Here is a 12,615-nt window from a genome sequence, read left to right on the forward strand (position 1 = left end):
CGAGCAGTTGGCCCGAACCGCAGGACCTGGAGCCGTTGTGTCTGATTTCCGCTACACCGTCCACCCGGCCCGCGTCGTGTTCGGGTCGCACACCCTCGCCGACGTGCGGCCGGAGGTGGAGCGACTCGGTCGTGAGCGGGTCCTGGTCCTGGCCGACCCCGGGCTGCCCGAGTTGGGCGACCGGATCCGGGAGGCGTTGGGGCACCTCGCCGTCGGGCGGTTCGACGGCGCCGCCATGCACACGCCGGTCGCGGTGACCGAGAAGGCGCTCGCCCTGCTGCGCGAGGTGGCCGCGGACTGCGTGGTGGCCATCGGCGGTGGCTCCACGACCGGGCTGGCCAAGGCGCTGGCCGTGCGGACCGGCGTCGACCAGGTCATCCTGCCCACCACCTACGCGGGCTCCGAGGTCACGCCGGTGCTGGGCGAGACCGACGGCGGCGTCAAGACGACCCGCTCCTCGCCCGACATCCTGCCCGAGACGGTCATCTACGACGTCGAGCTCACCCGCGGCCTGCCGCTGGACATCACCGTCACCAGCGCGGTCAACGCCCTGGCGCACGCCGTCGAGGCGCTCTACGCCCCCGACGCCAACCCGGTCACCGACCGGCTCGCGCTGGAGGCCATCGAGCGCATCGCCCGCGCGCTGCGCCGGATCAAGGCCGACCCCGGCGCCGAGGACACCCGCGCCGACCTGCTGACCGGCGCCTGGCTCGCCGGGACCTGCCTGGGCGCTGTCGGCATGGGCCTGCACCACAAGCTCTGCCACACCCTGGGCGGCGCCTTCGGCCTCCCGCACTCACCCACGCACGCCGTCGTGCTCCCGCACGCCCTCGCCTACAACGCACCGCACGCCCCAGATGCCGTCCGCCGAATCGGCGAGGCCCTGGGCAGCCCCGACGCCCCGGCCGCGCTGTTCGACCTGCTGGTCGAGACCGGCGCGCCCACGTCACTGCGCGAACTCGGCCTGTCCGAGACCGACCTGCCCCGCGCGGTCGAGCTCGCGGTGGCCAAGCCCTACCCGAACCCCGCGCCGTTGACCGAGGACGGCCTGACGGGCCTGCTGCGCGCGGCGTGGGCGGGGGAGCGGCCCACCTCCGGCGGCGTGCCCCGGCTGGACTGGCTGACCGAGCAGGTCGTGAGCACCCTCGGCGGCGAGCCCCGGCTGCGGCAACTGGTGGGCGACCTCGTTCGGCGCCTGCACGGGTTCGCTGTGGACAACGACCTCACCCAGGCCGAATGGCAGGCGGGCATCGACTTCCTGACCCGCACCGGGCAGCTGTGCGACGACAAGCGGCAGGAGTTCGTGCTGCTGTCGGACAGCCTGGGCGTGTCCAGCGTGGTCGATGCGCTGACCAACTCGCGCACCCCGGATACCACGCCCTCGGCGGTGCTGGGCCCGTTCTACGTCGAGGGCCCGCCCGAGCTCGAGCACGGCACCGACGTCGCCGACGGTCTCCCCGGTGTCCCGCTGCACGTCGAGGTCACCATCACCTCGGTGGACGGGACACCGCTGCCGGGCGCGGTGGTCGACATCTGGCAGTCCAACGAGGACGGCTTCTACGACGTGCAGCTGCCCGAGTTGGAGGGCCCGGTGCTGCGCGGCCGCTTCCGCGCCGACGCGCACGGGATGGTCCGGTTCTGGTCGATCCTGCCCTCGGCGTACCCGATCCCGGCCGACGGCACGGTCGGTGAGTTGCTCGCCGCGACCGGCCGCCACCCGTACCGGGCGCCGCACCTGCACTTCATGATCGCCGCCCCCGGCTACCAGCGGCTCATCACCCAGCTGTTCGTGGCGGGCGGCGACTACCTGGACTCCGACGCCGTCTTCGGCGTGAAGTCCGACCTCGTCGTGGACTTCCCGGCGGGGGTCGGCACACCCCCACCGGGTCGCCACGTCACCGGCGACTGGCGCGACCTGGCGTTCACGTTCCGGATCGCGCCCGCGCGGTGAGCGCTCAGCCCAGCGCCGGGTCGTACTCCTCGGGGTGCACGGTGTTGCTCAGCAGCCGCCCGTGCGCCCCGAAGGTGAAGTGCGTCTGGCCGTCGCCGCTCTCGTTGAGCCCGAACAGGACCCCGTGCGAGCGCAGCCGGTGCACGTCGCGGTGGTCGGCGACGGTCACCGAGGCGCAGTGGATGACCTTCTCCCGCCAGGTGAACACGTAGATGCCCGGCCGCAGCTGGTACACGGAGTTCTCGTCGGTGTCGGCCAGGCCCTTCTCGGGGCCTGCCAGGCACTGCCAGGTGTACCAGTGCGGGCTCAGGTAGACGTGCTCGTAGGCGTGCTCCTGGCTGTAGACCCACATCGCGCGGCGCCCGATGAGCGCGCGTGAGGGGGCGGGGGCCTCACCGGTGACGTCGGCGCCCTCGATGGTGGCCGGGGTGAAGACCTGGGTCACCCGGGGCGTCCCGCCGCCGTTGATGGTCGTGGTGATCAGCAGCGCCCGCCCGGCCCGCAGGTCCAGGAACAGCGAAATGGCCTCGTCCGGCCGCTCGTTGGGGTGGAACTGGGTGTAGTAGAGGTCCTCGTCCACCAGGAACGTCTCGCAGTCGTCGACCCCGTGGTCCCACACCACCCGCGCCCCGGTGAACGACGCCGTCAGCACCGGCCCCTGGGCCCCGAGCAGCGTCACCGTCCGCCCGTGCAGGTCCCCCACGGTCGGCGCCTTGTTCTCGTCGAACCCGGGCGCCAACCCGTCGAGCGGCAACCACGTCGAGGTATCGGACAACGTCATCGGCGTTCCTTTCTCCGGGTAGACGGCAGTCTTGGCCCTGGGAGCCCCCCGGTGGAACCATGTCACCCCGCCCCGTGCGGCACCGGACAAGGATGGTGCGCCGGAGACCAACCGCCCGTGCCCGGCTGACCGCAGGATGTGGACATGGACCTCGCTCTGGCAGGCAAGAAAGCCCTGGTCACCGGTGGCGCATCGGGGATCGGCCAGGCCTGCGCGCGCGCCCTGCAAGCCGAGGGCGCCGCGGTCGCGATCCTGGACCGAGCCCCCACCGCCCCCTTCGTCGCCGACGTCACCGACTCGGACTCCCTCTCCGCCGCGGTCAGCTCGGCCGTCGAATGGCTCGGCGGTCTCGATGTCGTGGTCGGGTGCGCGGGCATCTCAGGCCCAGTGGGCGACCTGCTCGTCGACACGTCCCCCGCTGATATCGCCTCGGTGCTGGCGGTGAACGTGCTTGGCCAATTGCTGCTCGCGAAACACGTGTACCCACACATGGGCTACGACGGCTCGATCGTGCTGCTGGGGAGCGACTCGGCCTTCGTGTCAGTACCGGGGATGGTGCCTTATAGCGCGTCCAAGGGGGCTGTCGTTTCCATGACGCGGGCGTTGGCGGTGGAGTTCTCGCCGGTGCGGGTCAATTGTGTGTGTCCGTCCATTGTGGATACGCCGATGGCTCGGGGGGATCTTGGGGATCGGGCAATTGATGAGGCTGAGTTTCCGGTGCAGGAAGCTGGGGATGTGGCCAACCAGGTGCTGTTCTTGGCCTCTGAGCGGTCTCGGACTGTGAATGGGCAGGCGATCCTGACCGATTTCGGCTACTCCGCGCGGTCGGGATTCCCCGCCTGAACCCTCTAATGGGGGACCTAAGCCCCGGGTGCGCGCAAGGTCGTACGTGATACGCTGAATTCCCTTGCTGTGTGCGAGAGGGAGTCACCATGTCGGCACAGGTGTGGACGCCGGATCCGGGCGCGACCTTCCACCGGCGACTGGGGATCGCCCCCACCGACCCGGGCAGCGGGCGCGACCCGGACACCACCGGCAGCGGGGGTGAGGGCGGATGTCCTGATATCTGGGAGCTCGACAACGGTGATGTCGCGGTGATCGGGCGCGACCTCACGGCGCACTACGCGAGTCAGCTTCCCGCGGGTGTCTCCGTTGGTCCGGGCGAGAGTCTCGTCATCATTCCCAGAGGGATGGCGCGCGCGGCGAAGAGGGATATACCTGATGCGTGACTCTTCAGTGATTTCCACGCTGGCGGCTGCCGAGGGAACGCGATTGCTCGGGGATGCCTATCTCGATGACTTCAACGAACGTTTCTGGCGAACCGGACCATCGGGGTTCTGGAAGTTGGAGCGGCTCCAAGTCTTCCGTGAGCCCACTGATGACAGTTGGGTGGCGTTCGACCAGGGCCGGTGGCAGGACGCGGTGGACGCCTTGCGTGAGCGCAGGGGAGCGCTGACCGAGCACTACCGCAAGATCTCCGAACACGGGTTCGAGACGTGGCGGATCAGGGTTGTCGAGTGGCCGCTCACCGACTACCTGCGGTGGGAGTCGGAGTTGCTGGCACTGCGCGATGAACTGGGTGGGCACACCAGGTTCCTGGACGCGAGCAGGGTCGAACACCTGGAGACGTCGGGTGTGCTGCCTGAACTGATCACTCTCGGCGACGAGACCCTGTATCGCCTGCTCTATGACGAGACCGGACTGCAGCAGGGTGGTGTCCGCTACGACGATGAAGGCCTCACGGTCGCCGTGCGCGAGTTCATCCAAGGGCTGTACAGCGTTGGTACCACTACTGAGGGGTTCGTGGAACGCGCGGCCGCTGACCAGCGGTCACCCCTCCCGCATGGGTGACCGTGATCGGCGTGAGGATCAGGTAGCCAACACCTCGTCCGAGGTGTCTGGTTCCGCTCATGATGTCGTGCAGGCCAATGCGGTACACGGAGATATCCATTTCCACGGCGGGCATACCCGCAATCCCGTGCCCAGTCAGTTGCCGGGAGATGTCAGTGGATTCGTCAACCGTGGGCACGAACGCCGGGTGCTCGACGCCGTCCTCGACGGCGGAGCGGCCGCGGGTGGGCTGTATGTGATCACCGGGACCGCGGGTGTCGGGAAGACCTCGCTGGCCCTGCATTGGGCGCACAGTGTGCGGAGGCATTTCCCGGATGGTCAACTCTATGTCAACCTGCGCGGCTACGACCCCGGGGTGCCGGTTAGCGCGGCGCAAGCCCTGGACCGATTCCTCCGCGCATTGGGGTTGCCGCGAGAGGGAATCCCGAGTGCGACGGACGACCGTTCGGCGTTGTTGCGGTCACTGCTGGCGGATCGGCGTGTGCTGTTGGTGCTCGACAATGCCGCCACAGTGAGCCAGGTGCGGCCGTTGCTCCCGGCCACGGAGCGCTGCCTCGTGCTCATCACCAGTCGCAGCAGGCTCTCGGGGCTGGTGGCCAGGGACGGTGCGCATCGTCTCCTGCTGGACATGTTGTCCGAGCGCGACGCGGTGGACTTGCTGCGCGCGGTGACATCCGGGTACCGCAGTCCGGACAAGGACGAGGACCTCGTCGAACTGGCTCGGTTGTGCGCCCGACTCCCCCTCGCATTGCGCATCGCGGCTGAGCGGGCCTCGAGCAGGCCGTTGATGCCGTTGCGCGAACTGATCGAAGACCTCAGGGATGAGTCGGCGCTCTGGGACGCGTTGACCGTGGAGGACGATGACGAGTCCGACGCGGTGCGAACTGTGTTCGCTTGGTCCTACAGAGCGCTCCCCGAACAGGCCGCCCGGCTGTTCCGGCTGCTCGGACTGCACCCGGGCCCGGAGTTCGGGACCGGTGCGGCCTCAGTTCTCGCTGGGACGAGCACGGCCAAGACCCGGCGGCTGCTCGACTTCCTCGTGGGCGCTCACGTGCTGGAACAGCACGCGCAGGGACGCTTCCAGTTCCACGACCTGCTCCGGATATACGCGGCGCAACAGGCGGTACAGCAGGAGACCGAGCAGGATCGCGCCGCGGCCCTCGGCAGGGCACTGGACCACTACCTGCACACGCTGGCAGGAGCCATCGCGCTCATCGCCCCGTTGGACCGGCCCGTCCCGCTGGAGTCCGTCCCGCCTGACGCGATTCCCGAGGAGTTCGCTGATCGCGACGGTGCCTTCGCCTGGTACGAGCGTGAACAGGCCAACCTCGTCTCCGCCGTGCGGTCTGCCGCCGCCGGGGAGAGACATGACGTGGCCTGGCGGATAGCCGCGTTGTTGCGGAGCGTGTACGTCTCCCACAACCCTTTCGACGAGTGGTTCGAAACGGCTCGGATAGGGCTTTCCTCTGCTCGGACGCTCGGCGACCAGCGGGGAGAGGCTGAACTGCTGGACAGTCTTGGTAAGGCGTACCTGCAGTCCCAGCAACTCGACGACGCGGCCGCCGCGCACACTGCGGCATTGCGAGTGCGGCGCGAGATCGGAGACCGCTATGGCGAAGGCGTCGCCACCAACGCACTGGGGTTGATCGCGTGGCGCCGCCGCGCGCTTGTCGACGCCCAACAGCGGTTCACCGAGACCCTGGCCGTGTTCGACGAGCTCGCCGACACCCGTTGGCAGGCACTCGTCCGCACGAACATCGGCATGGTCAACTACGACCTGCTCGACCTCGAAGCCTCGGTGGACGTGCTGCGCGAGGCCGTACAGCTCTGCGAGCAGCGGGGCGACCGGGCGTACACCGGCAACGCACTCTTCTACCTCGCGATGCCCTTGCGGGAACTGGGCGAGTTCGACGCCGCACAAGCGGCGATCGATCGCGCCCTGGTGATCGCCGAGGAAGACGCGCTGGTGGCATGGGGCGCGTTCTGGCTGCTGGAACTCGCCAGGATCCGACGTGCCAAAGGCGACCCCGGACAAGCCCTGACCGCCTGCCAGCGTTCAGCGGTGGCGCAGCGCCAGATCGGGGACCGCAACCGCGAGGCGGGTGCTTTGGACGGTGCCGGTGAGGCCTACCGGGACCTGGGGCGGTTCGAGGACGCGGCCAAGTTCCACCGTCGAGCCATCGCGATCTACCGGGATACCGGGGATCGCTGGCTCCTCGCCAACGCACTGGCCAACTTGGCCGACGCGGTGCGTGCTGTGGACGCGACGCACGACACCTCTGCGCTGGTCGACGAGGCGACCCTCGCCCTGCGGGGCTTCGCGGACACCAGGGCAAGTCGGCTCCGGCTCCGCATACTCGGAGAGCGCTAGTGGCAGCCGGCGTCCAGCAGGAGGTGGCCGCCCTGGTACATGCGCATGTCCGGCGGATGGGGCAGATCGACCCGGCTGCTGCCGCCTCTCCGACGCTGGCTGATCCGCAGGTGCGCATAGGTGATCGGGATCTGCTCGCGGCCTGCGCCATCCGCGACCTCGTCTTCACTGAAGACAGCTACGAGGCGATGTGGGGAGCGTTGCACCGGCACGTCCTCACCGTCGCCCTGGCAGGTCCCGAAGCCGACGGCGCGTTCGAGCAAGCCCTCACCAGAGCAGTCGACCTCGTTGTCCGACGGCGGGTTGCCTCATCCGATCGCAGCATCAGCCTGACCTGGCCCAGCATGGATCCGGCAGGCGCGGGTCCACTCGTCCGGCACGGGTTCGCCCCGCTGACCGTGCTGGGCACCGTGGACCTCACCTCTGCCGAGGCAGGCTCCTGTCCGGTGGCACCCCCCGAGCGGATCTCCCAAGCCGGGGACGAGCACGTGGACCAGGTTCTGCTGCTGGCGGAGCACTTGCATCAACACGAGTCTCGACTGGGCGCCCTTCCACATCGACCTGGGACACGCACGAGGTTGCGGAACGAGATGGCGGCCGCCATCGAAAGCTCCACGCAGTCCGTGCTCATCGCCATGAATGGCGCCGATGTCGTGGGCTTCGTCCAGGCCCAGCCACCACAGGGTGCGTGGATCGAGAAACAGGTGGCGGCGAACCACGCGGGCTACGTGTCGCGGCTTCTTGTCGAACCTGGTGCGCGACGGCGTGGCGTAGCCAGGGCTTTGGTCGACGCCGCGCATGGTCTGCTCCGAGAACAGGGTGCTGAAGTCGCCTTGGTGCACTATTCGGCGCACAACCACCCTGCTGCTTCGATGTGGGTGAGGTTCGGGTACCGGCCTGTTCTGACCACGTGGACCCGGCGGCTGTCGCCAAGCCAGGCCTGAAAGTGGCTGGTGACGCCCCCAGGGCGTCACCAGCCGGTCTTATTCCCCCAGGTAGGCGGAGTGGAGGGTTTCTGGGGCGGCCAGCAGGTCCTGGGCCGATCCCTGGTAGGTGACGCGGCCGGAGGAGACCACGATCGCGTCCTGGGAGACGCCCAGGGCTAGGTGGGTGAACTGTTCCACCAGCAGGATCGCGGCTCCCTCGGACGCGAAGCGGGTCACCATCGGCAGGAGGCGGGTGAACACCACCGGGGCGAGGCCGAGGGACATCTCGTCGATCAGGAGGAACTTGGGGCGGGCGGCGAAGGCGCGGGCCAGGACGACCATCTGCTGTTCGCCGCCGCTGAGGAGGGCGGTGGGGGAGTTGCGGCGCTTGTCGAGTTCGGGGAACAGGGCGAGCACCTCCTCCACCCTCGGCCACGTGCGCGCGGTCAGCTTGAGGTTCTCCAGCACGGTCAGGCCGGGGAAGACCGCTCGGCCCTGTTCGATGTGCGCGAGGCCCAGCTTCGCCCGCGCCACCCGGGAGTGCTTGGTGATCTCCGTGGACCCGATCCGCACCGACCCGCGGGCGGCCGGGACGACGCCGGAGATCGCCTCCAGCAGGGACGTCTTGCCCGCGCCGTTCGGGCCGACCAGGGCGGTGATGCGGCCGGGCTCCAGGGTGAAGCCGACGTCGCGGATCACCGGGCCCGCGCCGCGGGTGACGGTGATGCCTTGTACCTGCAGCGCGTTCACAGGAGCTCCGTTTCGCCCATGTAGGCCTTGAGGACCTCGGGGTTGGCGAGGACCTCGGCTTGCGGACCGCTGGCCAGCACCTGCCCGAAGTCGAGCACGGTGATCGTGTCGCACACCGAGCGGACCAGGTCCAGGTCGTGCTCGATGAGCAGGACCGACACGCCGAAGCGAGCGGGGACCTGGCGCAGGCGCAGGCCCAGGGCGACGTGCTCCTCGTGCGGCAGGCCCGCGGCCGGTTCGTCCAGCAGCAGGACCTTCGGCTTGGCCAGCAGGTGGCCGACGACCTCCACCAGGCGGCGGGCGCCGACGTCGACGCGGCGCAGCGGGGTCCTGGCCGGGGGGCAGCCGAAGAACTCCAGGGCGTCGGTGATCTCGGCGGTGGACAGCCTGCGGCGGGCCACGAAGCGGACGTAGGAGCCGACGGTCAGGCCCGCGGGGACGCGGTCCTGCTGGAAGGTCCGGCGCAGGCCAGCGCGGGCCCGGCGGGTGGGGGAGAGCCCGTTGAGCTTGAGGCCGTCCAACTCGACGGATCCCGTTGCCTGGGGCAGGAAGCCGCTGAGGATGTCGACCAAAGTGGACTTACCGGCGCCGTTGGGGCCGATGACGCCGAGGACGCCGTTGGACGGCACCGATATGTCCACATGGGACAACGCCTTGACCTCGCCGAAGCTCACGCTCAGGTCGCGGACCACCAGCACGGGCTCGCCGGGGGTCGGTAGCTCCACATCGGACGGTGGCGCGCTCAGCTCGATGCTCGCCGCGCCCTTGGACCGCCGCCGCCAGAGCTCGCGCACGGCGGTGCCCAGGTTGCCGCCGGTGGCGAGGGCGTGCGTGCCGAGCAGGCCGAAGACCACGAAGCCCCAGTCCTGCGGCACGCCCCAGCGCTTGAGCAGCTCGGGGACCGCGACCCACAGCACGGCGCCGAAGATGGCCATGTCGATCAGGTGCGCGCCGGACATGATGGCCAGCACGTAGAGCGCCAGCGACTGCATCGCGGTGAAGCTCGCCGGGAACGCCAGGCCGACCTGACCGGTCAGCAGGCCACCCGCGACGCCGCCGAGTGCCGCGCTCACCGCGAAAGCGCTCAGCTTCGACGTGCGCACGGACGCGCCAGCCGCCGCGGTGCCGCGCTCGGAGAAGGCCACCGCCTGCCAGCCGCTGCCCCAGCGGGTGCGGCGCAGGAAGTGCACCAGCAGGCAGCACGCGGTCAGCACCATGGTGCCCAACCAGAAGTAGCCGCGGTCGTCGGAGAACGCCTCCGGGCGCTCCACCGACACCCCGTCGACGGTCCCGGGGAACTGGATCTGCACCAGCGTCAGGTCCGCCGCGGCCGCCAGGCCCAGGGTCACCACGGCCAGGTTGATCCCCCGCAACCGCAACGCCGGGAGGCCGACCAGCACCCCGACCAGGCCCGCGGCGATGCCGCCGCACAGCAGCCAGACCAGGAACCCGCCCGGCGCGCCTGCGCGGTTGAGGTAGGAGACCACCCACGCCCCGACCGCGGCGAAAGTGAGCTGGCACAACGAGACCATGCCCGCGCTGCCGGTCACCACGCCAAGGCCGAGCAGGGCGATGCCCGCCACGATCGCGCTCATGCCCAGGTACACGAAGTACCCGTCGAGCCCGACGCTGAACAGGTAGCCGACCACGATGGCCGCCCCGGCCACCACCAACGGGACCCCGAAGCGGGTCAGCGGGCCGGTTTCAGCGCGCGACATCCCACACCTCCTTGCGCTGCGACCACAGCAGAAGACCGACGATGACCAGGAACGGCAGGAAGTAGCGGACCACCGAGAGGCTGTCGACCTGCGCGACCGCGCCCTGGGCCATGCCGAGCACGAGCCCGCCGACCACGGCGAGGTCGAGCCTGCGGAACCCGCCCAGCAGCGCGGCCGCCGAGGCGGGCACCACCAGCATCGACAGCGACGTCGCGTCGTTGGACTGCGACGGGGCGACGATCGAGATCACCAGGGTGCTCAGCAACCCGGTCGCCGCCCACACCGCGACCGCCAGCGGCTTGGCCGGGATGCCCATCAGCTCCGCGGTCGTCGGCCGCTCGGACAGCGCCCGCAGCTCCAACCCGAACGAGGTCTTGGTGAGCAGTGCTCGGCAACCCAGCGCGATCACCACGGACAGCACCACCGTCACCACCGTCACCTGGCTGACCACCACGCCGTTCACCGAGAACGCGGGGCCGTCCAGGATCGGGTGGAACGGCTGCGGCTTGTTGCCGAACAGGATGAACGACAGCGAGATCAGCAGCAGGAGCACGGCGACGGTGACCGCCGAGCGGGTGCCGATGTCGGCCTCCGCCAGCCAGGTGGAGATGATCCACCCGAGCAGCGCGCTCAGCCCACCGCCGAGCACGATGCCCACCACCGTCGCCGCCCACGTCGGGAGTCCCACGTGGACCGACAGCCAGACCGCGACGTAGCAGCCGAACATCCCGGTCGCCGACTGGGCGAAGTTGACCACCCGCACCAGCCGCGACATGAGTGTCAGGCACACGGCGAGCACCGCGTACAGCCCGCCCGCGGCAAGACCTGCCAGCGCTCCTTGCAGCATCTAGGAAACTCCCTTTAGCCGGTACTGCACTAGTTCTTCGGGATCCGCAGCCAGTCCTCGGCGGCCAGCTCCCACTTGTTGGTGCCCGACATCAGCTTGATCGGCCAGCCCGCGGTGTTGTCGTGGTGGGTCTGGCCCTTGCCGAACACGTACGGGGTGCCGACCATCGGGTCGGAGATGGGCTGCATCTCCTGCAGCGCCTTGGTGACCGATTCCCGCGTGATGTCACCCTTGATGCCCTTGATGACCTGCAGGAAGTACTTCGCCGCCAGGTAACCGCCCTGGCTGAACGAGGTCAGCGGGATGTTGTTCTTGGTCATCAGCTCCCGCCACTCCTTGTTCTGGGCGCTGCCCGCGTCGGTGAACGGGTAGAACTCGGCCGGGACGTAGACGCCCGCACCGGCGTTGCTCACGGCCTTGGCGTAGTTCTCGCTGTACACGCTGGTCAGCAGCAGCCAGGTGACGTCGTTCCAGCCCTGCGCCGCGGCGGCCTTGAGCTGGCCGATGGAGTCCGGCTCGACCGGGTTCACCGTGATCGCCTTGCAGCCCGCCGAGCGCGCCTTGACGATGTAGGAGGTGTAGTCCGAGCCGCCGTAGGGCACGGTGGCGTCCATGTAGGTCAGCTTCTTGCCGGTGATCTTGGTCCACTCGTCGATCGCGGCCTGGTAGGAGGGCAGCGTGTTGCCCGCGATCTCCAGCAGCGCGCAGATGTTGTCGAGCTTGAGCACCTCGGACCCGTAGAGCAGGGTCAGCGTCATGTCGTGGTACGGGCCGACGTTGGCAGGCGAGATGTTGGGGCTGTTGAAGCACGCCGGGTCCACGCCGATGCCGGAGATGGACAGCACCTTCTGCTGCTCGTAGTACTTGCTGTTGATCTCGCACTCCAGCAGGCTCGACGAGCCGACCAGGGCGACCGCGTTGTCCGCGCCGACGATCTCGCGGGCCGCCGCCGCGGCTGCCGCCGGGTCGCCCTTGTCGTCGAGCGCCTTGTACTGGATCTGCCGCCCGTTCACCCCGCCGGAGGCGTTGGCCGCGTCGAAGACGGCCTTGGCCGCCGCCGAGGACTCCGGGAAGGTCGCCGCGCCGCTGAGCGCGTTGACCGAGCCGACCACGATCGGCCCGCTGCCACCGCCACTGCCGCTGCTGCCGCTGTCGGCACACCCGGCTGCGACGAGTGTGACCGCGGCGGCCACCGCCACGCTGCGCATGATCTTTCTCATAGCGGTCCCTGTCTTTCTCGGCTGCGGTCGCTTGCGCGCGCAGGGCATGGGATTCACTCAATTCTTCGAAGGTGGAACGGACCCTATGAGTGGTCTGGCCCACGCTCCTTGACTTTGCGGGCACGCGTGTTGTCGTGCGCAGCACGGGGTGCGATCCAGGTCACTCGCCGACCTTGCCCGCACACGGCGCAGGCCGCCTC

General features: G+C 69.4%; 11 protein-coding genes. 6 read left to right on the forward strand and 5 right to left on the reverse strand.

Translation table 11 applies throughout. The features are described 5' to 3' along the window. Positions 1 to 37: 37 nt before the first annotated feature. Positions 38 to 1,951, forward strand: a complete 1,914-nt coding sequence (locus LV75_RS01350) for a maleylacetate reductase and hydroxyquinol 1,2-dioxygenase domain-containing protein (protein ID WP_253884703.1) — start codon at positions 38 to 40, stop codon at positions 1,949 to 1,951. A 4-nt stretch (positions 1,952 to 1,955) separates the two neighbouring features. Here the strand turns inward: LV75_RS01350 and LV75_RS01355 are convergent, their stop codons facing one another. After that, positions 1,956 to 2,732 carry a molybdenum cofactor biosynthesis F family protein gene (locus LV75_RS01355; RefSeq protein WP_253884704.1) on the reverse strand — a complete coding sequence of 259 codons (777 nt, stop codon included), beginning with the start codon at positions 2,730 to 2,732 and terminating at the stop codon, positions 1,956 to 1,958. 144 nt (positions 2,733 to 2,876) lie between these two features. Between LV75_RS01355 and LV75_RS01360 the strand changes: the two genes are divergently transcribed. The 5 genes from LV75_RS01360 (at position 2,877) to LV75_RS35360 (ending at position 7,898) form a co-directional block, all read left to right on the forward strand. After that, the gene (locus LV75_RS01360) at positions 2,877 to 3,575 is read left to right on the forward strand and encodes an SDR family NAD(P)-dependent oxidoreductase (protein ID WP_253884705.1); all 699 of its coding nucleotides are present in this window, start codon (positions 2,877 to 2,879) and stop codon (positions 3,573 to 3,575) included. Positions 3,576 to 3,664: 89 nt separating this feature from the next. Beyond that, the gene (locus LV75_RS01365) at positions 3,665 to 3,961 is read left to right on the forward strand and encodes a hypothetical protein (protein WP_253884706.1); all 297 of its coding nucleotides are present in this window, start codon (positions 3,665 to 3,667) and stop codon (positions 3,959 to 3,961) included. Further along, the gene (locus tag LV75_RS01370) at positions 3,954 to 4,583 is read left to right on the forward strand and encodes a DUF6879 family protein (protein ID WP_253884707.1); all 630 of its coding nucleotides are present in this window, start codon (positions 3,954 to 3,956) and stop codon (positions 4,581 to 4,583) included. Before LV75_RS01365 ends, LV75_RS01370 begins: the two co-directional genes overlap by 8 nt. Before the next feature lie 127 nt (positions 4,584 to 4,710). Continuing rightward, positions 4,711 to 6,954: an ATP-binding protein gene (locus LV75_RS01375; RefSeq protein ID WP_253884708.1), complete on the forward strand. Its 2,244-nt coding sequence runs from the start codon at positions 4,711 to 4,713 to the stop codon at positions 6,952 to 6,954. Continuing rightward, the gene (locus LV75_RS35360) at positions 6,954 to 7,898 is read left to right on the forward strand and encodes a GNAT family N-acetyltransferase (protein WP_253884709.1); all 945 of its coding nucleotides are present in this window, start codon (positions 6,954 to 6,956) and stop codon (positions 7,896 to 7,898) included. Before LV75_RS01375 ends, LV75_RS35360 begins: the two co-directional genes overlap by 1 nt. A 39-nt stretch (positions 7,899 to 7,937) precedes the next feature. Here the strand turns inward: LV75_RS35360 and LV75_RS01385 are convergent, their stop codons facing one another. Genes LV75_RS01385 through LV75_RS01400 form a run of 4 tightly spaced genes read right to left on the reverse strand, consistent with a single transcriptional unit; the run spans position 7,938 to position 12,415 of the window. Next, positions 7,938 to 8,630 carry an ABC transporter ATP-binding protein gene (locus LV75_RS01385; RefSeq protein ID WP_253884710.1) on the reverse strand — a complete coding sequence of 231 codons (693 nt, stop codon included), beginning with the start codon at positions 8,628 to 8,630 and terminating at the stop codon, positions 7,938 to 7,940. Continuing rightward, entirely contained in the window at positions 8,627 to 10,348 is a 1,722-nt protein-coding gene (locus tag LV75_RS01390; RefSeq protein WP_253884711.1) for a branched-chain amino acid ABC transporter ATP-binding protein/permease, read from the reverse strand. The genes LV75_RS01385 and LV75_RS01390 overlap by 4 nt, the downstream gene beginning before the upstream one ends. Then, a complete protein-coding gene (locus tag LV75_RS01395) occupies positions 10,335 to 11,195 on the reverse strand; it encodes a branched-chain amino acid ABC transporter permease (RefSeq protein WP_253884712.1) in 861 nt (286 codons plus the stop codon). The genes LV75_RS01390 and LV75_RS01395 overlap by 14 nt, the downstream gene beginning before the upstream one ends. Before the next feature lie 29 nt (positions 11,196 to 11,224). Further along, entirely contained in the window at positions 11,225 to 12,415 is a 1,191-nt protein-coding gene (locus LV75_RS01400; protein ID WP_253884713.1) for an ABC transporter substrate-binding protein, read from the reverse strand. Positions 12,416 to 12,615 lie beyond the last annotated feature (200 nt).

Origin of the sequence: Actinokineospora diospyrosa (assembly GCF_024171925.1) — a bacterium.
GTDB lineage: Bacteria > Actinomycetota > Actinomycetes > Mycobacteriales > Pseudonocardiaceae > Actinokineospora > Actinokineospora diospyrosa.